We start from the raw sequence: 19,405 nt of genomic DNA on the forward strand, positions 1-19,405 counted from the left end.
ACCCAGAACCGCAACACCACCAAGGAGCAACCATGAGGAACCACCGGCGGCGCGGACTCACCGCGCTGGCGACCATCGCATCCCTCGCCTCCGTCTCGGTGCTCGCGGCCGCGTGCGGCAGCGACGGCGACGACAGCGAGAGCGACGGCAAGGTGAAGATCACCGTCGAGGGCTGGAGGCCCGGCGACGAGCAGGGCACCATCGACGCTGTCAACAAGCTCGCCGACGAGTTCATGAAGGACAACCCGGACATCGTCGTGGAGCCGGTCGAGTGGGAGTGGAGCGCCGAGACGTTCTCCACCCAGCTCGCGGGCGACACGCTGCCGACGACGTTCCGCGTGCCGTTCACCGACACCAAGGGCCTCGCCGAGCGCCAGCAGATCGCCGACGTGACCGAGTACGTCAACGAGCTGCCGTACGCCGAGGAGTTCAACCCGAGCGTGCTCGCCGCCGCGACCGGCACCGACGGCAAGATCTACGGCCTGCCGACCGACGTGTACGGCGTCGGCCTGCACTACAACCGCGACCTGTTCGAGGAGGCCGGGCTGGACCCGGACGCGCCGCCGACCACGTGGGACGAGGTCCGCGAGGACGCCGACGCGATCGCGGAGGCCACCGGCCAGGCCGGCTACGTCCAGATGAGCGCCAACAACACCGGCGGCTGGATGCTGACCACGCTGACCTACACGCTCGGTGGCCGACTGCAGTCCGAGGACGGCACGACCGCCAGCGTCGACAACCCCGCCACCGCCGAGGGTCTCCAGATGCTGCACGACATGCGGTGGGAGGACGACTCGATGGGCAAGAACACGAACTTCGAGTGGGGCACGATCAACGAGGCGTTCGCGGCCGGCAAGATCGGCATGTACATGTCCGGCTCGGACGTCTACAACGCGCTGGTCACCACCAACCAGGTCGACCCGGACAGCTACGGGCTCGCCGTGCTGCCGCTGTCGGACAGCCCCGACGCCGGCGTCCTGGGCGGCGGCTCGGTGGCCGCGGTCAGCGCCAAGGCGTCGGACGAGGAGCAGTCCGCCGCCGTGCTCTGGAACGACTTCTACCGCGAGAAGAAGAACTACGACCCCGCGGCCGCCGAGGCGGACGCGAAGGTCCTGGCCGAGAGCGACCAGCCGATCGGCACCCCGACGCTGCCGATCTTCGACGAGCCGACCTGGCAGGGCGTGCAGGACGCGATCGCGCCGTACGTGAACGTCCCCCAGGACCAGATGTCGTCGTTCCGTGAGGGCATCTTCGACCAGAGCCTGGTCCCCGAGCCCGCCAGCCACACCCAGGAGCTGTACGCGATCCTCGACGCCGTCGTGCAGAAGGTGCTCACGGACGAGAACGCGGACATCGCCGCGCTGCTCGCCGACGCGCAGAGCCAGGCACAGGCGCTGCTCGACTCCTGACCGGTAGGGGCCGGCCGGCACTTCATCCTCGACGGTGCCGGCCGGTCCGTACCCCTGTGACCCGAAAGGTCTTCATGTCCTCGCTCCTCACCCGAGCGCGCGGATCGGCGAGCACCCTGGTGTTCCTGCTGCCGATGCTGCTGGTGTTCGGGCTGTTCTCGTGGTGGCCGATCGTCCGCTCGGTCATCATGAGCGTCCAGCAGACCAACCTGGTGACCGACCCGGAGTTCGTCGGCCTCGACAACTTCCGCGCGGTCCTCGAGGACCCCCTGCTCGCCACGGCCGTGCAGAACACCCTGTGGTTCGCGCTGCTGGCGCTCGTCTTCGGGTACCCGGTGCCGCTGATCCTCGCGGTGATCATGAGCGACGTACGGCGGGCCAAGGGCCTGTACTCGCTGCTCGCCTACCTGCCGGTCGTGATCCCGCCCGCGGTCGCCGTGCTGCTGTGGCGGTTCTTCTACGACGCCGAGCCGACCGGGGTCTTCAACTCGATCCTCGGGAAGGTCGGACTGGGGCCGGTGCCCTGGCTGGAGGATCCGGCCTGGGCGATGCCCTCCCTCGTCATCGAGGCGACGTGGGCAGCGGCCGGCGGCACCGTGATCATCTACCTCGCGGCGCTCGTGTCGGTGCCGCCCGAGCAGTACGACGCCGCGGAGGTCGACGGGGCCGGCGTACTCGGGAAGGTCTGGCACGTCACGCTCCCGCACCTGCGGGGGATCATGCTGATCACGCTGATCCTGCAGATCATCGGGACGGCGCAGGTCTTCCTCGAGCCGTACCTCTTCACCGACGGCGGACCGAACAACTCGACGCTGACCGTGCTCCTGCTGGTCTACCGCTACGCGTTCCAGAACACGACCGGCGGTGACTACGGCAAGGCGACCGCGCTCAGCCTGATGCTCGCCGTCGCGCTCGCGCTGCTGTCGCTCGTGTACTTCCGGCTGACCCGGCGGTGGTCGGAGTGAGCGCCGACGAGTCGCGCGGGATCACGTCGGAGTACGAGCGCGGCCGGCCGCTGTTCAAGATCGGGCGGACGCTGCTCAACGGCCTGGTCCTGCTCTTCCTCGTGCTCGTGTGCCTGGGCCCGATCCTCTGGCTGGCGAAGTCGGCGATCACGCCGACCCAGGACACGCTGCGCTACCCGCTCGAGCTCTGGCCGAACGGCGTCGACTGGGAGAACCTGCGCACCGCCTGGGTCGACATCGACCTCAAGCTCTACTTCTGGAACACGGTGATCATCGCGTTCGGCTCCTGGGCCGTGCAGATGCTGGTCGCCGTCACCGGCGGCTACGCGCTGTCCGTGCTGCAGCCGCGCTACGGCCGGGTCCTCTACGGGCTGGTGCTCGCCACGATGTTCGTCCCGGCGGTCGTGCTGCTGGTGCCGCTCTACCTGACCGTCCTCGACATGCCGTTCACGCACTGGAACCTCGTGAACACCTACTGGGGCGCGTTCCTCCCCGCCGGTGCCAGCGCCTTCAACATCGCGCTGGTGAAGCGGTTCTTCGACAACCTGCCGCGCGAGGTCATCCAGGCCGCGCGGGTCGACGGCTGCGGCGACTTCCGGCTGTTCTGGTACGTCGTGCTCCCGATGTCCCGACCGGTCCTCGGCGTGGTCTCGGTGTTCGCCGTGCTCGCCGCCTGGAAGGACTTCATCTGGCCGCTCGTCGTGCTCCCCGACCCCGCGAAGCAGCCGCTCTCGGTGCGACTCCCCCGGCTCGCCGGCGTCACCGAGCTCGACGTGATGATGGCCGCGCTGCTGATCTCCTGCGCGCTGCCGATCGCGTTCTTCCTGGTGTTCCAGCGGCTCTTCCTGCGCGGCGGGCTGGACGGCGCGGTCAAGGGCTGACGGGTGCGGAATGGTCACCAACCGCAGGTGGGAGCGCTCCAGATCTGCGGTTGGTGACCATTCCCCGCGATCGCCGGGCGCCGGGCTAGCGTGGCGGCATGCGCCGCGGACTCGGGATCCTGCTGATCGTGGCGACGCTCGCGGCCACCGGGTGCGACGACGACGAGGTCCCGATCACGCCGCAGGCACTGGCGTACGTCGCGGCCGACCACGCCGGGACACCGGCCTCCGCCAGCGCCGAGAGCCTCGACTGGTTCGACGCCTTCGAGGACCCGGTGATCGCCGACCTGCGCTACGGGCCCGAGAAGAACGACCCGGGTGACTCGCTGACCATCACCCTGGGCACGCTCGACGCGGAGACGGAGCTCGTCGACTGCGACACCACCGAGGGTTGGTACACCCACCACTGCGTGGAGACCGACGACGGCACCCTCCGCTGGAACACCGACGACCCGGAGGAGGATCCAGGTGCCGTCTTCGCGCTCGTCCCGAAGAGTGACGGGCAGATCGTGATGGTGGCGTTCGCCGGACCTCGGCTCACCCAGGATCCTCGGGACGTCGACCTGCCGGTGAGCGTGGAGACGCTGTTCGACATCGCCAACGACGACCGCATCGACGTCACGACCACCCAGGACGTCGTCGACGCCGGCGCGGAGCTCGACTACTGGACCGACGGCATCGAGCTCCGGTCTGCGCTCCGGGTCACCGGGCTCGACCGCCCGGCCCGCAAGGAGATCGCGATGCGGCTCGTCTCGAGTGCGGAGAACTCCACACTGAGGTGGCGACGGCAGTACACCTACCTCGAGGACATCGGCGACGGCCGCGGTTACACCGGAGGGATCATCGGCTTCTGCTCCGGCACCGGCGACCTGCTCGTCGTCGTACGCCGCTACACCGACGCACAGCCCGGCAACCCGCTGGCGAGGTTCATCCCCGCGCTCGAGCGCGTGAACGGCACCGACTCCCACGAGGGACTCGGCCGGCCGTTCGTCCGCGCCTGGCACCGTGCCGCCCACGACCCGGCATTCCGACGGGTGCAGGATGCCGAGCGGGACCGGGTCTACTTCGACCCCGCCGTACGCCGGGCGAAGCAGGACGGACTGCGCGCGCTCGGACAGTTCGTCTACTACGACGCGGTGGTCATGCACGGACCCGGCGGTGACGCGTCGAGCTTCGGCGGGATCCGCCGCGCCGCGTTGCGGCACGCCCGCACGCCGGCCGAGGGTGGCTCGGAGGGTGCCTACCTCGACGCGTTCCTCGACGCTCGCACTCGCGTGATGAAGCAGGAGTCCGCGCACGAGGACACCTCACGGATCGACACGGCGCAGCGCCGGTTCCTCCGTGAGCGGAACTTCGGTCTCCGGCCACCGCTCACCTGGCACGTGTACGGCGATCGGTTCCACATCAGTCGGGAACCGCGGTGACCACCACGTTGCTGAGGTAGCGGGTGCCGTCCCAGTCCTCGCAGGTGATCAGCACCAACCGCCCCGGCGAGTCCTGGCTGAACAGCCGTGTGGCGTCGTCGGCGATCCGGCCCTTCGAGTAGACCCGCACCCGGTCGACCGTGTACCGCACGGTTCCCCGATCGGTGCGCACCACGACCTCGTCGCCGGCCTCCAGCTCCTCGAGGTCGTCCAGCGCACCACCACCGGTGTGCACCGTGTGGCCGGCGATCAGCGCGCTGCCCTCGCGGGCTCCTGGCTTGGCGCCGTCGGCCCACCAACCAAGCCGGTCGGGGTCCGCCGGCGGGACGAGCGTCCGGTCCGGTGCCGTGACGGGCATGACGGGTGCGCTCACGCCGAGCGCCGGGATCAGGACCCGGCGCGGGGCGCCGGGCTCCGGCGCGGCACGCACCGGCAGCGCCGTCGTACCGACCGGAGGTGGGGTCGTCGCCCGCGCACCGGGGTCGGCGGTGACCGACACGGCGTCGCCGTGCGTCAGCCACACCACCGCTCCCGCGGCCGCCAGCAGTGAGCCGGCGGCCGCGAGCGCGAGCGATCGTGCGTCAGGCACCGTTCCGCGCGCGGCGAGCGACGGCCGCGGCCAGGAGGACGAGTCCGCCGGCGATCGCGGCGAGCGGCACCGGCGAGCGCACCCACTCCGGCAGCACCTCGGAGCCCTCGCCCGCGTCGACCGCGGTCGGGACCGGGGCGTCGCTGTCGGCGCGCTCGTCGGAAGTCGAGGCGGTCGAGTCGTCCACCCCGTTCGTCACGGACAGGGTGTGGCTGCTCGCGCCCTGGTCGGTGGTCTGCGCCGGCGGCTCACCCGCGTGCGTGGTGGCACTCGGCGTCTTCACGTCCGGCGCCTCCTCGACCGGGACGTCGGCGCACGGCTCGACCCAGAAGACCTTGGACTTCGTGTCGTTGCCGAGCGAGCGCGGCGTCGCGACGGTGAGCTTCACGTGGAAGCCCTGCTTCGGGTGAGGGTCCCCGGTGAACGTGAGGGTGTAGGCCTGGCGGCCGTCGAGGTCGGTGCCGCCGGACGCCGCATCGCCGCCGACGAAGACCGTCGCCGGAGCGGTGCCACCGATGGTCACGTCGGACGTCGGCGCCTGCGGCGCGAAGTCGACCGTCGACACCACGTCGTCGCCCGCGTCGAAGCCGAACCACTCCACGACCACCGTGCAGCCCGGGTGCGGGTTGTTGCTCGGGTGGCCGACCGCGTCGCCCGGCGCCGCGATCTTCACGGTGCCGTTGTTGCCCGGCGGGTCGGCGTGGTCGCCCTGGTTGCCGTTGCCGTTGCCGTTGCTGCCGTTCCCGTTGTTCCCGTTGTTCCCGTTGTTCCCGTTGTTGCCGTGGCCGGCCTGCTGGCCGGGCGCGTGGGCGTGACCGTGGGCGTGGCCGTTCCCCTTGCCCTTGTCGCCCTTCGGACCCTTGTCCTGGCTCTTGTCACCGTGCTTGTCACCGTGCTGGTCACCGTGCTTGACCTGGCCGCTGTGCTTGCCGTTGTCCCCCTGGTGCGGGACGCTGCCGGGGTCGGCTGCGGCCACGCTCACCAGAGCTCCGCAGGACAGTGATGCCAGGGTTGCCGCCGAGGCCATCGCCAGGCCGTACCGCGTTCGAGACATGCTCAACACACTCCGTTCGTGGTCATGGTTTCCGAGTGACCGACGTCCGTCCCCACATCCGTCGCGCACCGTGCTGATGGAGGCTCTGTGCCCCGTCAAGACGCGCGCTCACATCGGTCTGGACCAGTGGGAGGTCACACGTAACCCGGCGACCACCGGGTCGTTGGACTTCGTCTCGGTCGTCAGGGCAGCGCGGGCGGTTCGAGCCCGACCGACACGATCGGCCGGCTGTCGGCCTCCTCGCGCACCACGCGCTGCACGATCCGGGCGATCACCGCGTCGACGGCAGAGACCTCGTCCGGCGCGATCCCGGGCAGCTCCCCGATGATCCACGCGCGGAACGCCTCCACCAGCCGGGCCATCTGCTCGTCGCCGGCGCCGGTCATCCGCAGGTCGTCGGGCGAGCCGCCGATGAGGCCGCGCTCGAGCAGCTCGTCGAACGCCGGCTGCAGCAGGACCGCGGGCACGGCGCGGGCGCGCGCGACGTCGTGCACGGACGCGGTGCGCCCGGCCTCGGTGAGGCCGTGCACCTGGACCAGCGCCCAGACCCGACCCTCGTCCATGCCGAGGTCGGCGCGCTCGAGCATCTCCTGCACACCCTCGCGGCCACGGGCGTAGAGCACGTTGGCCACCCGCTGGGCGATCCGCTCCTCGGCGTCGCGCGCCTCCGGGAGACCGAAGCCCTCGCCGAGGTCCGCGGCACTCGGCTGCAGGTCGTCGCTCAACCTCACCTGCGGCAGCGCGATCGCCAGCGCGAGCGCGACCAGCGCCACCGGCGCCGCCCAGAGGAACACCTGCGAGAGGGCGGCGGCGTAGGCGTCGAGGATCGGCGCGATCAGCAGCTCGTCCAGCTGGTGCAGCGCCGACGGCGTCGCGAGGTCGGCCGGCGTGACGCCGGGTGCGCGCGCCAGGGCGCCCGGCAGCTCGTCCTCGAGGAAGTTGGCGTACAGCGATCCGAACACGGCCGCGCCGAACGCGCTGCCCAGGGTGCGCATGAAGGTCACCCCGGAGGTGGCGACGCCGAGCTGGGTGTAGGGCACGGAGTTCTGCACGATGATCGTGAGCACCTGCATGCACATCCCGATGCCGAGCCCGAGCACGAACATCGAGAGCGACGAGACGCCGACCGAGGTGGACGCGTCCATCCGCGAGAGCAGGTAGAGGCCGACGGCCATCAGGATCGAGCCGGCCACCGGGAACATCTTGTAGCGGCCGGTGCGGCTCACCACGATCCCGGAGCTGATGGACGTCAGCAGCAGCCCGAGGACCAGCGGCAGCATCCGCAGGCCCGACTCGGTCGCGCTGACGCCGTCGACGTACTGCAGGAAGGTCGGCAGGAACGTCATCGCCCCGAGCATCGTGAACCCGACGACGAAGCTCAGCGCGGCGCACAGCGAGAACACCCGCTTGCGGAAGAGCCCCATCGGCAGGATCGGGTCCGTGGCGCGCAGCTCGACCAGGACGAACGCCGCCATGCCGACGGCACCGAGGACGAAGAGCCCGATGATCTGCGACGAGCCCCAGTCGTACGTCGTACCGCCCCAGCTGGTCGCCAGGATCAGGGCCGCCGAACCGATCCCGACGGTGGCGATCCCGAGCCAGTCGATGCTCGCCCGGTGGTGGGCCTTGGTCCCGGGGATGGTCCGCTGCGCCAGCACGACCACGACGAGGGCGAGTGGCACGTTGATGTAGAACGCCCACCGCCAGGACAGCTGGTCGGTGAAGAAGCCGCCGAGGAGCGGGCCGAGGACCGTGGTCACTCCGAAGACCGCGCCCAGTGAGCCTTGGTACTTGCCGCGGTCGCGCAGCGGGATGACGTCGGCGATCAGCGCGGTGGCGGTGACCACCAGGCCGCCGGCCCCGAGGCCCTGCACCGCCCGCGCCGCGATCAGCCACGACATCCCCTGCGCCGCGCCGCACAGCGCCGAGCCGAGGATGAAGACGGTGACGCTGGTCTGGAAGACCAGCTTGCGGCCGAACTGGTCGCCGAGCTTCCCGACCACGGCCGACGAGATCGTCTGCGCGAGCAGGTACGACGTCACCACCCACGAGACGTGGTTGCCCCCGCCGAGGTCCCCGACGATGGTCGGCAACGCCGTCGAGACGATGGTGCCGTCGAGCGCCGCGAGCAGCATGCCGAGGGCGATCGTCCCGAACGCGAGGTTGCGCGCCCGCCCGTAGATGATCTGGGACGAGCGTGAGGTCTCCGGCGCCGCCGTCGTCGGCATCGCTTCACCCTAGGGGCGCCCCGCATGTGGCGTCGAGGCGCGGAACGTGAGCACCTGTCCGGTGCGCTCACCACCGCCGTGCTGCCAGTCGAGGTGCTCCCAGTCGGTCGCCACGATGTACAGCGTGCGGCCGTCCGGCCCGCCGAGCATGCAGGCGAAGCAGCCACGGTCGACCTCGACGGTCTCCAGCACCTCGCCGCCCTCGGCTACCCGGCGGCAGTGCCGGTTCGGGACGTCGGCGTACCAGATCGCGCCGTCCGCATCGAGGCAGATCCCGTCCGGCGCTGCGCCCTCGCCGAGGTCGGCCCAGACCCGACGGTCGGCCAGGGAGCCGTCAGTACCGATCGTGAACGCGGTCAGCCGCTGCGCGTGCGACTCGGCCACGATCAGCGTCGCCCCGTCGGGCGTCACCGCCATCCCGTTCGGGAACCACAGGTCGTCGGCCACCTGGCGCGTCTCGCCGTCGGGCGTGACGAGCGCAGCGATCCCGGGCCGTGGCTCCTCGCCGGGCATCGAGCCGGGCATGTTCACGTAGACCCGACCGGCGGGGTCGACCACGATCTCGTTCCACGGCCGGCCGGTGCCGCCGTACGGCGCGAGGTCCGACCCGGCCACCACGCCGGCGTCGGTCGTGTAGACCTCGCGGCCGTCGGGCAGCCAGTCCACCGAGAACGGCAGCCCCTCGAGCCGGCGTACGACGGTGGCACGGCCCTTGTCGTCGATCGTGAGGACCTCGCCGGCCAGCCAGTCGCACACCCAGAGCGCGCCGTCGTGCCAGCGCGGCGACTCCCCCATGGCGAGGCCGTCGTAAAGCACGTGTGTCGTCATGACGGGATGGACCAGACTGACGACGGCAACTCATCGAAAGGCTTCGCAGTAGAGATCCAGGGGTCCGTCGCCGCTCGTTTCGCGGCTGTCCGGGACGTGTTCGCGGAGGTGCTCGCCGAGCAGCCCGGCACCGGCGCGTCGTTCGCGGTCTGGCATGACGGCGAGTGGCTCGTCGACCTGTGGGGCGGGTACGCCGACGCGGCGCACACGCGGCCGTGGGCGTCGGACACGCTGGTGATGCCGTACTCGGTGACCAAGCCGATCGCCGCGCTGCCCGTGCTCACGCTCGTCGACCGCGGGCTGGTCGGCCTCGACGACCCGCTGCAGCAGTACTGGTCCGACCTCCTCGCCGAGACGACGGTGCGTGAGGCGCTGTCGCACCGGTCCGGCCTGGTCGCGCTCGACGAGGAGGCGCCGACCGAGGCGTTCTACGACTGGGACCTGATGTGCTCGCTGCTCGCGGCGCAGCGGCCGTCGTGGGAGCCGGGGACGGCCCAGGGCGAGTCGGCGCTGTTCTACGGCCACCCCCTCGGCCAGGTCGTGCGCGCGGTCGACGGCCGCACGCTCGGCCAGTTCCTCCGCGAGGAGGTCTGCGCCCCGCACGGCATCGACTTCCACATCGGGCTCGGTGACGGCGAGCTCGGCCGGGTCGCGGAGCTGACCGGGTTCGGCGACGAGTTCTGGGCCTCGCAGGAGGGCTATCCCGAGCTCTACTACCCCGCGATCGCCAACCCACCCGGCGCTCGCGACCCGCAGGTCGTGAACGGCGAGCGGTGGCGCCGCGCCGAGGTCCCGGCCGTCAACGGCCACGGCACCGCCCGCGCGGTCGCCGAGCTCTACGTCGCGCTGTCGCAGGGACGGCTGCTGAGCCCGGCGCTGATGACGGAGCTGACCCGCAGCTCCGGCGTCGGACCGGACCTGGTGGTCGGCGGTGGTGACCGCGAGTGGGGACTCGGCGTCGCGCTCGACCCCGACGGCTACGGCATGGGCGGCACCGGCGGCAGCTTCGGGTGGTGGAGCGAGCCCGGCCAGTACGCCGTCGCCTTCCTCACCGGCTACGTCGGCACGTTCGACCGGGGCGACCGCCTCGAGAACGCCGTGCGCGAGGTGCTCGGCCTGCCGCTGCTCTGAGGGGATACTCCCTGACGTTTCCGGGGTCCCCCAGCCCGATCCAGGCCCGAAACGTCAGGGACTACCCCTGACGGCGCTCGTGGAGGCGCTGCTGGGCCGCGTCCAGGTAGGCCAGGCACGGCGCCTCGGCACCGGGGTGCCGCTCGGTGAGGTGGAAGGTCCAGCGGTCCATCGCGGCCAGGTAGCCGTTGTCCTCGCCGGCGCGGTACGTCGACCACTTCCGGTGCCCCTTGGCGGTGCACTCGGTGCAGGTGACCTTGTAGACGAACTGCTGCGCGTCGCCGACGTCGATCTTCACCGTCGCCAGCGCTCCCGCCTCGACGGCGGCCTTCCGCTCCCGAGCTGATCTGCTGGCCACCATGACGGACGAGCCTAGGGCAGCGGCGCCTTCAGCGACGCGCGGGCGGCGTACCGCTCCCCCGCCACGTCGACCTCGAAGCCGCCGCCCGCCAGCCACTCGCCGGTGACCGGGCCGTCGTGACGGAGGTAGGCGAGCGCCACGCACGAGCCGACGGTCGCGCCCCAGGCGGCGCTGGTCACCTGGCCGACGGGCGAGCCGCCGCGCAGCACCAGCTCGCCGCCCCAGAGCATCGGCTCGGGTGACTCGACCACCAGCGAGACCAGCCGCCTTCGAGGCCCGCCGGCCCGCAGCGCCTCCCGGTGCGCGGCCAACGCCTGCTTGCCGAGGAAGTCCTTGTCGCCGTCGAGGGCGGTCGCGAACACCAGGCCCGCCTCGACCGGCCCGTAGTCGGGCGTCAGCTCGCGCCCGAACGCCCGGTAGCCCTTCTCGAGGCGCAGCGACTCGATCGCGTAGTAGCCGGCGTCGGTCCCGTCGAGCGCGTCGTAGACCGTCCCGGCGCCGGCCACCGGGATCATCAGCTCCCAGCCGAGCTCCCCGACGTACGTCATCCGGGTGGCGCGCAGCCGCACGCCCGCGACCGACACCTCGCGCGACGTCGCGAACGGGAAGTCCTCCCAGTCGTCCGGTGACAACGTCGCCAGCACCGACCTGGAGCTGGGACCCATCACACCGATCACGGCGTGCTCCTCCGTGACGTCCCGAGCGGGTACGCCGTGGCGGGCCAGCCAGTCGAGGTCGCGGACCGTCGTCGCCGAGCTGGAGACGAGCAGGAACGAGTCGGCGCCCGTGCGGGTGACCGTCAGGTCGGCCTCGTACGTGCCGCGCGAGTTCAGGAACGGCGTGTAGACGCAGCTGCCGACCTCGACGTCGACGTCGGCCGCGCACACCCACTGCAGGCCCTCGAGGGCCGTCGGGCCTGCGACGACGTACTTCGAGAACGACGTCTGGTCGAAGAGCGCGACGTCCGTGCGGCAGGCGACCTGCTCGGAGGCCGACCACGGCAGCCACGACGGCTTGCCCCACGAGTACTCGAGCGAGCGGCCGAAGACGTTCGGCCGCTCCCAGCCCATCCGTGCCCCGAAGATCGCTCCGTTGGACTCGAGCCGCGTGTGCAGCGGCGAGGTGCGCTGGGGACGGGCCGACTCCATCTCCCGGTTGGGCCACGGCACGGCGTAGTGCAGGCCGAGCACCTCCGCGACGCGCGACCGCAGCCACCGGTTGTCGCCGTGGAACGGCGCGAACCGGCGTACGTCGACGCCGACCAGGTCGTCCTGTGGCTCGCCCGCGACGATCCACTCCGCCAACGCGCGCCCGGCACCGCCGGCCGACGCGATGCCGACCGAGTTGAAGCCGGCGCCGACGAAGAAGCCCGCGAGCTCGGGCGCCTCGCCGAGCAGGAACTGGTTGTCGGGCGTGAACGACTCCGGGCCGTTGTAGAACTTCCGGATCCCGGTCTCCTCCAGGGCCGGGATCCGCAGCAGCGCCTCGTCCATCAGCACCGAGAAGTGGTCCCAGTCCTCCTCGAGGAGCTGGAACTCGAAGGGGTACGGCAGGTCGTCGGGCGAGCGCCAGGGCTTCGCCTCGGGCTCGAAGCCGCCGACCACCAGGCCGCCGACCTCCTCCTTGAAGTACGTCCAACCGTCCGGGTCCCGCATGATCGGCAGGTCCGGGTGGGTCCCCGGGACCTGCTCGGTCACGACGTAGAAGTGCTCGGCCGAGTGCAGCGGCACGGTCACGCCGACCAGGTCCCCGAGGGCCTTGGCCCACTGGCCGGCGCAGTTCACGACGACCTCGGCCTCGACGTGGCCGTGGTCGGTGTCGACACCGGTGACCCGGCCCTCGGCGGTCGTGAACCCGGTGACCCGCACCCGTTCCGCGATCAGCGCACCGCGCTGCCGCGCGCCCTTGGCCAGCGACTGGGTGAGGTCGGTCGGGTTGACCTTGCCGTCACCCGGCAGCCAGATCGCACCGAGCAGGTCGTCGACCCGCATCGGTGGCCAGAGCTCCTGCGCCCGCTCGGGCGAGACCAGCTCGCAGGGCAGGTCGTAGGCGACCGCGTTCGCGGCGGTACGACGCAGCTGCACCATCCGCTCCTCGGTGCGGGCGACCACGACGCCGCCGACGTTGCGGTACCCGGTCGACAGACCGGTCTCGGCCTCCAGCGACTCGTACAGCTCGGCGGAGTACTGCACCAGGCGGGTGCCGCTCTCCGACGCCCGCAGCGGGCCGACCAGCCCGGCCGCGTGCCAGGTGGTGCCGCACGACAGGGCGCCCTGCTCCAGCAGCAGCACGTCGGTCCACCCCAGCTTGGTCAGGTGGTAGGCGACCGACGTACCGATGACGCCGCCGCCGACGATCACGACCCGGGCGCGCGAGGGAAGCTCAACCACCGTTGCTCACGTCCTCCAGCAGCCGGGTGAACGACGGGCTCCCGAACCGGGCCGCCGCCTTCTCGTAGCGCTCCATGCCCCACTCGGTGAAGTCGTACTCGATCGGGCTGGCGGCGGCCTGGATGAAGCCCCAGAGCGACCAGCCGTACTCGCTGCACAGCGCCTGCAGCCGGACCCGCGCGAGGTCGGCTCGGCTCGGCGCGCCGAAGTACGCCTCGACGTAGGCGTCGACCTGCTCCTCGGAGAAGTTGCACTCGGTGGTCGTGTTGCCGAGCTCGAAGCACGGGTCGTTGTTGCCGGAGTACTCGTAGTCGATCAGCCGCGCCCGCTCGCCGTCGTCGATGAAGTTCGCGGCGAGCAGGTCGTTGTTGCACGGCACCGTCGGGCGCGGTGCCGCGTGCAACGCGCGGCGTACGTCGGCCCAGGCGTCGGCGTGGTCGTCGTACCCGGGAGGCAGCCAGTAGCCCTGCTCCCGCACGGTGCGGAGGTACGCCGCCTGCCGCGCGAACATGTCGAAGTCGTTGACGAACCTCGGCCCGACGTGGAGGAGGCGCGTCGCGACGGCGGCACGCTCCAGCACTCCCGCGTCGGCGAAGTCCGCGTCCTCCAGGGATCGACCCTGGAGGAAGGCGATCACCAGCAACGAGTCCTCGGGCCGGTACTCCAGCACTGCGGCACCGACGCCGGCATCAGCAGCCAGTGCCGTGTTGGCGGCCTCGGCGTCGCGGTCGATGCCCAGCAGGGTCGCGTCGCCGAGAGCCCAGCGGACCACCAGGTCGAGCCCGTCGTCGGTGACCACGTGGAAGTTGCGGTTGGTGAGCCCGCCGGGCAGGTCCGCGACGCGCCAGGACCGCCCCGCCAGGCAGGCGAGGCGGTCCAGGGCAGGAGTGTCGGTCAAGCGGTCAGTCGTCGAACGCCTCGACCACGGCCTGGTCGATCGTCTTCACCGGTCCCTTGAACCACGTCCGCGCCGAGGCGAACCACCAGATCACGAGGAGCAGGAGCACCCCGAAGACCATGATCGGCGCGTAGTTGACGGCCGCCCAGTCGAACTCGTCGCGCCACGGAGCGCCGAACGGTGACGTCGGGAGCATCAGCATGAACCCGACCACCACGATCTCGATGACCGCGATCAGGTTCATCCACTTGTACTTCTTGCCGTTGTTCCAGCTGCCCACCTCGAACGCGTCACCGGCCCGCCACCGCAGGTAGATCGGGATCGCGAAGGAGAAGTACAGGCCGATGACCGACACCGAGGTGACCGCGTAGAACGCCGTCGGGATGCCGTTGACCGACTTCAGGGCCGGCAGCGTGATGAGCGCACCGAGCAGCGCGGCGAAGATGACGGCGTTGGCGGGCGTCCGCTGGGCATTGACCTTCGACCACAGCGCGGAGCCGGGCACCGCGCGGTCGCGGCTGAAGGCGAACATCATCCGCGAGGTCGAGGTCAGGCACGCCGTCGCGCAGAAGAGCTGGGCGGACGACGAGATGAACAGCAGGAACCCGGCCCAGTTCGACCCCAGCGCGGCGTCGAAGATGTAGGCCACACCGCCGGCGGGGATGTTCGCGTAGTCCGGTGCTCCGTCGACCTCGGGGATGGCGAACGTGACCGCGAGCAGCAGGATGTAGCCGCCGACCGCCGAGTAGAAGATCGACTGCCAGATGCCCCGTGCCGCCGACTTGGCCGCACCCTGCGTCTCCTCGGACAGGTGCACCGAGGCGTCGAACCCGGTGATCGTGTACTGCGTGAGGATGAACCCGAACGGGATGATCACGAAGAAGTACACGAACCCGCTCGTGGAGCCGCCGTCCCACCCGGAGAGGTTCACCCGGTCGGTGAAGACCTGCGACACGCTCAGGTGGTTGTCCGGGACGAAGATCAGCACGCCGACGAGGACGGCAGCTCCGACCACGTGCCACCACACCGACACGTTGTTGATCAGGGCGAGCAGGTGGCTGGAGAAGATGTTGATCAGCGTGATCAGAGCCAGGATCACCAGGAACGTCAGGAAGACGGCGTTCAGCGAGAACTCGTCCATCCAGCCCCACGCCAGGAACGTCAGGTTGAAGAACGTCGCGCACCCGTAGGCGACCGACGCGGTGACGGCGATCAGGCCGATCAGGTTCAGCCAGCCGGTGAAGAACCCCGCTGCCGGGCCGCCCAGCTTCGACGACCAGTAGTAGATGCCGCCGGAGGTCGGCATCGCGGAGACCAGCTCCGACATCGTGAAGCCGATGATCAAGATGAAGATCGAGATGATCGGCCAGGACCACGAGATCGAGACCGGGCCGCCGTTCGCGATGCCTGCGCCGTACGTCGTCAGACAGCCGGCCAGGATCGAGATGATCGAGAACGAGATCGCGAAGTTCGAGAACCCGGACCAGGTCCGGGAGAGCTCCTGCTTGTACCCGAGTTTCGCCAGATGCTGCTCGTCCGCGCTGAGATGAGCCTCGACGGGCTCGTGTGCTTCGGGCATGCCTCACACCTTCCGGGGGCGATCGTGCGAATGTGAACCGGACGCTAGACCCGCCCTGCCGGGCTGTAAATACTCGCTGACAAAAATGGTATGAACTCAGACCATTGAGCGATTGACACCTGGTCGGTCGCGTCCGAAGGATGGGCCCGTGACCGCTTCCCCCGACCACCGTCTCCCGGAGGCGGTCCTGCGACCGGTGCGCGGTCACCATGCGTTCGAGGCGTGCGTGGAGCAGCTGGCGACCGCGATCCGGCTCGGCGTCTACCCGCTCGGCACCACGCTTCCCGCCGAGCGCGACCTCGCGGTCATGCTGGGCGTGTCCAGGCCCACCCTGCGCGAGGCCATCGCCGCACTGCGCGAGGCCGGGCTGGTCGAGACGACCCGGGGCCGCAACGGCGGGACCGTCGTCACGCTCAAGCCCAGGTCGCCGTCCGCCCGGGCCGCGGCGCGGATCTCCGCGGAGAAGCGGGCCGCGTGGCTCGATGCGCTGGAGTTCCGCCGGATCGTCGAGCCGGGTGCGGCGTACCTCGCCGCCGCCGCGACGCTCGACGACGACGATCGCGAGCACCTGGTTGCGGCGCACGCCGAGGTGGCGGCCGCGCGCAAGCCGGCCGAGCACCGCCAGGCCGACTCGCGGTTCCACCTCACGGTCGCGTCGCTCACCGGCTCGGCGCGCACCGTCGAGGCCGTGACGTCGGTGCAGGCCACGCTGCACGAGATGCTGCTGGCGATCCCGGTGCTCGGCGCCAACATCGCCCACTCCGACCGCCAGCACGCTGCCCTGGTGAAGGCGATCCTCGCCGGACAGTCCGCGAAGGCCCGATCGGTCATGGAAGAACACTGCGACGACACGGCCGCGCTGCTGCGCGGCCTGCTGGGATAGGAGAACGCGTGAGCGAGCTGCGCAACAACCGCCACCTGACCATGGAGCGCCTTCTCGACCTGATCGGGACGGCGAAGGTCGACACGGTCGTCGTCGCGTTCACCGACATGCAGGGCCGCCTGCAGGGCAAGCGCCTGCACGGCCAGTACTTCAAGGACGTGGTCGTTCCGCACGGCACCGAGGGCTGCAACTACCTGCTCGCCGTCGACGTCGACATGAACACCGTCGACGGCTACTCGATCTCCTCCTGGGAGCAGGGGTACGGCGACATGGAGTTCGTGCTCGACGAGCGCACGATCCGGCTGCTCGCCCACCTGCCGGCCACGGCGATGGTCCAGTGCGACCTGGTCTGGCCTCCCGACGATTCAGGGCAGCACTCCCCCGTGATCCAGTCGCCGCGCACGATCCTGAACCAGCAGCTCGACCGTGTGGCAGCGCACGGCTGGGAGGCGCTGGCCGGCACCGAGCTCGAGTTCATCGCGTTCGACACGACGTACGAGGCCGCGCACGACGCGGGCTACCGCGACCTGCGCCCGGTCAACCAGTACAACGTGGACTACTCGATCCTCGGGACCTCGCGGGTCGAACCGTTGCTGCGCGAGATCCGCAACACGATGTACGCCGCCGGTCTCGACGTCGAGGGCGCCAAGGGCGAGTGCAACTTCGGCCAGCACGAGGTGGGCTTCCTGTACGCCGACGCGCTCACGACCGCCGACAACCACGTGGTCTACAAGACCGCCGCCAAGGAGATCGCGGCCCAGCAGGGCAAGGCGATCACCTTCATGGCGAAGTACAACCAGCGCGAGGGCAGCTCGTGCCACATCCACCTGTCACTGCGGGGGCAGGACGGCGACCTGGTGTTCTGGAAGGACGGCGCCCGTACGCCGCTCTACGACCAGTTCGTGGCCGGGGTCCTGGCGACGGTCGCGGACTTCACGCTGCTGTACGCGCCGAACATCAACTCCTACAAGCGGTTCGCGGACGGCTCGTTCGCCCCGACGACGATCGCCTGGGGCCTCGACAACCGCACCTGTGCGGTCCGCCTGGTCGGGCACGGCGCAGGCGCCCGGATGGAGAACCGGATCCCGGGCGCGGACGTGAACCCCTACCTCGCGCTGGCGGCCATGCTGGCCGGCGGTCTCCACGGGATCGAGAACGAGCTGGAGCTGGAGCCCGCGCTCGAGGGCAACGCCTACACGTCCGGCCGGCCGAAGGTCCCGAGCACGATGGCGGCGGCCCGGGAGGCCTTCTCCTCGTCGGCGGTCGCCCGGGCGACCCTGGGCGACGAGGTCGTCGACCACTACGCGAACATGGCCGACGTCGAGCTGGCGGCGTACAACGCCGCCGTGACCGACTGGGAGCTCCACCGCGGATTCGAGAGGCTGTAAGTGACCGAGGTATTCACCGTCATCAACCCGGCCACTGCGCGAGCGGTCGCCGAGGTGCCGGAGGCCGGGCTGGCCGAGGCGGACGCCGCCATCGAGGCAGCGGCCGCGGCGTTCCCCGCCTGGAAGGCGATGCCGCCGGGTGAGCGGGCCGCGCTGCTGCGGCGGTTCGCCGCCGTCGTCGACGCGCACGTCGACGAGCTCGCCGAGCTCGAGGTGCGCAACGCCGGCCACACCTGGGGCAACGCGCGCTGGGAGGCCGGCAACGTGCGCGACTGCCTGAACTACTACGCGGGCGCGCCGGAGCGGCTCTTCGGCCGCCAGATCCCGGTCGCCGGCGGCCTGGACGTCACGTTCTACGAGCCGCTCGGCGTGGTCGGCATCATCGTGCCCTGGAACTTCCCGATGCCGATCGCCGGCTGGGGCTTCGCGCCCGCGCTGGCGGCGGGCAACACCGTCGTGCTGAAGCCGGCCGAGCTGACGCCGCTCACCGCGATCCGGCTCGGAGAGCTGGCCATCGATGCGGGCCTGCCCGAGCACGTGCTCACCGTGATCCCCGGCAAGGGCTCGGTCGTCGGCGAGCGGTTCGTGACACACCCGCTGGTGCGCAAGGTCTGCTTCACCGGCTCGACCGAGGTCGGCAAGCGGATCATGCGCGGCTGCGCCGACCAGGTGAAGCGGGTGACCCTCGAGCTCGGCGGCAAGAGCGCGAACATCGTGTTCGCGGACGCCGACATCGCTGCCGCGGCCGCGAGCGCGCCGTACGCCGTCTTCGACAACGCCGGCCAGGACTGCTGTGCCCGCTCGCGGATCCTGGTCGAGCGATCGGCGTACGACGAGTTCGTGTCGAGGCTCGAGCCCGCGGTCGCCGGCGTGAAGGTGCTCGACCCGAGCGACGAGTCGTCCGAGATGGGCCCGCTCATCTCCGCGCAGCAGAAGGCCAGCGTGACGGCGTACCTCGACGAGGTCGAGGTGGCGTTCGCCGGATCGACGCCCGGTGGTGACGGCTTCTGGGTGCCGCCGTCGGTGGTCACCGTCGAGGACCCGGCCGCGCGGATCTGGCGCGAGGAGGTGTTCGGCCCGGTGGTCGCGGTGATGCCGTTCGACGACGAGGCGCACGCCATCGAGCTCGCCAACGACACGGAGTACGGCCTGTCCGGCTCGATCTTCACCAACGACCTCGGCCGCGGCATGCGGGTCGCGCGCGGCGTCGAGGCCGGCAACCTCAGCGTGAACTCGCACTCGTCGGTCCGCTACTGGACCCCGTTCGGCGGCTACAAGCAGTCCGGCCTCGGCCGCGAGCTCGGGCCCGACGCACCGCAGTCGTTCAGCGAGCTCAAGAACGTCTTCTTCGCACACTGACTCCACCGGTGGTCGAGCTTGTCGAGACCCCGTAAGCC

At 70.7% G+C, this 19,405-nt stretch carries 16 protein-coding genes; 8 read left to right on the top strand and 8 right to left on the bottom strand.

Annotated features, from left to right (window positions below):
* Window positions 1-32 precede the first annotated feature (32 nt).
* The 4 genes from MJ604_RS07465 to MJ604_RS23780 all read left to right on the top strand — a co-directional run bounded on the left by MJ604_RS07465 (window position 33) and on the right by MJ604_RS23780 (window position 4,679).
* On the top strand, window positions 33-1,409 hold the full coding sequence (locus MJ604_RS07465) for an ABC transporter substrate-binding protein (RefSeq protein WP_243057690.1): 1,377 nt from the start codon (window positions 33-35) through the stop codon (window positions 1,407-1,409).
* A 74-nt stretch (window positions 1,410-1,483) separates the two neighbouring features.
* The gene (locus MJ604_RS07470) at window positions 1,484-2,374 is read left to right on the top strand and encodes a carbohydrate ABC transporter permease (protein ID WP_243057691.1); all 891 of its coding nucleotides are present in this window, start codon (window positions 1,484-1,486) and stop codon (window positions 2,372-2,374) included.
* Window positions 2,371-3,255: a carbohydrate ABC transporter permease gene (locus tag MJ604_RS07475; protein WP_243057692.1), complete on the top strand. Its 885-nt coding sequence runs from the start codon at window positions 2,371-2,373 to the stop codon at window positions 3,253-3,255. Before MJ604_RS07470 ends, MJ604_RS07475 begins: the two co-directional genes overlap by 4 nt.
* 98 nt (window positions 3,256-3,353) lie before the next feature.
* Window positions 3,354-4,679, top strand: coding sequence for a chitosanase (locus MJ604_RS23780; protein ID WP_279235515.1), 1,326 nt, complete (start codon window positions 3,354-3,356; stop codon window positions 4,677-4,679).
* Here MJ604_RS23780 and MJ604_RS07485 read toward each other — a convergent pair.
* The 4 genes from MJ604_RS07485 to MJ604_RS07500 all read right to left on the bottom strand — a co-directional run bounded on the left by MJ604_RS07485 (window position 4,660) and on the right by MJ604_RS07500 (window position 9,378).
* Window positions 4,660-5,268: a class F sortase gene (locus MJ604_RS07485; protein WP_243057693.1), complete on the bottom strand. Its 609-nt coding sequence runs from the start codon at window positions 5,266-5,268 to the stop codon at window positions 4,660-4,662. The genes MJ604_RS23780 and MJ604_RS07485 overlap by 20 nt on opposite strands.
* A complete protein-coding gene (locus tag MJ604_RS07490; RefSeq protein WP_243057694.1) occupies window positions 5,261-6,250 on the bottom strand; it encodes a hypothetical protein in 990 nt (329 codons plus the stop codon). Before MJ604_RS07490 ends, MJ604_RS07485 begins: the two co-directional genes overlap by 8 nt.
* A 254-nt stretch (window positions 6,251-6,504) precedes the next feature.
* Window positions 6,505-8,550 carry an MDR family MFS transporter gene (locus MJ604_RS07495; RefSeq protein WP_243057695.1) on the bottom strand — a complete coding sequence of 682 codons (2,046 nt, stop codon included), beginning with the start codon at window positions 8,548-8,550 and terminating at the stop codon, window positions 6,505-6,507.
* Window positions 8,551-8,559: 9 nt separating this feature from the next.
* Window positions 8,560-9,378, bottom strand: coding sequence for an SMP-30/gluconolactonase/LRE family protein (locus MJ604_RS07500; RefSeq protein ID WP_243057696.1), 819 nt, complete (start codon window positions 9,376-9,378; stop codon window positions 8,560-8,562).
* Between the two features lie 6 nt (window positions 9,379-9,384).
* Between MJ604_RS07500 and MJ604_RS07505 the strand changes: the two genes are divergently transcribed.
* Window positions 9,385-10,509: a serine hydrolase gene (locus MJ604_RS07505; protein ID WP_243057697.1), complete on the top strand. Its 1,125-nt coding sequence runs from the start codon at window positions 9,385-9,387 to the stop codon at window positions 10,507-10,509.
* Window positions 10,510-10,570: 61 nt separating this feature from the next.
* Here MJ604_RS07505 and MJ604_RS07510 read toward each other — a convergent pair whose 3' ends face one another.
* From MJ604_RS07510 to MJ604_RS07525, 4 genes are read right to left on the bottom strand one after another with little or no spacing between them, the layout of a single operon-like run.
* Window positions 10,571-10,870 carry a hypothetical protein gene (locus tag MJ604_RS07510; protein WP_243057698.1) on the bottom strand — a complete coding sequence of 100 codons (300 nt, stop codon included), beginning with the start codon at window positions 10,868-10,870 and terminating at the stop codon, window positions 10,571-10,573.
* An 11-nt stretch (window positions 10,871-10,881) separates the two neighbouring features.
* Window positions 10,882-13,260, bottom strand: a complete 2,379-nt coding sequence (locus MJ604_RS24190) for an FAD-dependent oxidoreductase (protein WP_243057699.1) — start codon at window positions 13,258-13,260, stop codon at window positions 10,882-10,884.
* Entirely contained in the window at window positions 13,253-14,158 is a 906-nt protein-coding gene (locus MJ604_RS07520) for a choline kinase family protein (RefSeq protein WP_243057700.1), read from the bottom strand. The genes MJ604_RS24190 and MJ604_RS07520 overlap by 8 nt, the downstream gene beginning before the upstream one ends.
* Before the next feature lie 4 nt (window positions 14,159-14,162).
* Window positions 14,163-15,737 (bottom strand): amino acid permease, encoded by a 1,575-nt coding sequence (locus MJ604_RS07525; protein WP_243057701.1) that lies wholly within the window; start codon window positions 15,735-15,737, stop codon window positions 14,163-14,165.
* 148 nt (window positions 15,738-15,885) lie between these two features.
* Between MJ604_RS07525 and MJ604_RS07530 the strand changes: the two genes are divergently transcribed.
* The 3 genes from MJ604_RS07530 to MJ604_RS07540 are packed head-to-tail and all read left to right on the top strand — an operon-like array spanning window position 15,886 to window position 19,367.
* Window positions 15,886-16,620: a FadR/GntR family transcriptional regulator gene (locus tag MJ604_RS07530; protein ID WP_243057702.1), complete on the top strand. Its 735-nt coding sequence runs from the start codon at window positions 15,886-15,888 to the stop codon at window positions 16,618-16,620.
* Window positions 16,621-16,628: 8 nt separating this feature from the next.
* Window positions 16,629-18,008 carry a glutamine synthetase family protein gene (locus tag MJ604_RS07535; protein ID WP_308194118.1) on the top strand — a complete coding sequence of 460 codons (1,380 nt, stop codon included), beginning with the start codon at window positions 16,629-16,631 and terminating at the stop codon, window positions 18,006-18,008.
* Window positions 18,009-19,367 carry an aldehyde dehydrogenase gene (locus tag MJ604_RS07540; RefSeq protein WP_243057703.1) on the top strand — a complete coding sequence of 453 codons (1,359 nt, stop codon included), beginning with the start codon at window positions 18,009-18,011 and terminating at the stop codon, window positions 19,365-19,367.
* Window positions 19,368-19,405 lie beyond the last annotated feature (38 nt).

This window comes from Nocardioides sp. SR21, from assembly GCF_022761125.1.
Classification (GTDB): domain Bacteria; phylum Actinomycetota; class Actinomycetes; order Propionibacteriales; family Nocardioidaceae; genus Nocardioides.

Excerpts from the sequence above, each read along its gene's own strand:
- MJ604_RS07465 (WP_243057690.1), top strand. The coding sequence starts at position 33 with ATGAGGAACCACCGGCGGCGCGGACTCACCGCGCTGGCGACCATCGCA.
- MJ604_RS07470 (WP_243057691.1), top strand. The coding sequence starts at position 1,484 with ATGTCCTCGCTCCTCACCCGAGCGCGCGGATCGGCGAGCACCCTGGTG.
- MJ604_RS23780 (WP_279235515.1), top strand. The coding sequence starts at position 3,354 with ATGCGCCGCGGACTCGGGATCCTGCTGATCGTGGCGACGCTCGCGGCC.
- MJ604_RS07495 (WP_243057695.1), bottom strand. The coding sequence starts at position 8,550 with ATGCCGACGACGGCGGCGCCGGAGACCTCACGCTCGTCCCAGATCATC.
- MJ604_RS07500 (WP_243057696.1), bottom strand. The coding sequence starts at position 9,378 with ATGACGACACACGTGCTTTACGACGGCCTCGCCATGGGGGAGTCGCCG.
- MJ604_RS07505 (WP_243057697.1), top strand. The coding sequence starts at position 9,385 with ATGGACCAGACTGACGACGGCAACTCATCGAAAGGCTTCGCAGTAGAG.
- MJ604_RS07510 (WP_243057698.1), bottom strand. The coding sequence starts at position 10,870 with ATGGTGGCCAGCAGATCAGCTCGGGAGCGGAAGGCCGCCGTCGAGGCG.
- MJ604_RS07525 (WP_243057701.1), bottom strand. The coding sequence starts at position 15,737 with ATGCCCGAAGCACACGAGCCCGTCGAGGCTCATCTCAGCGCGGACGAG.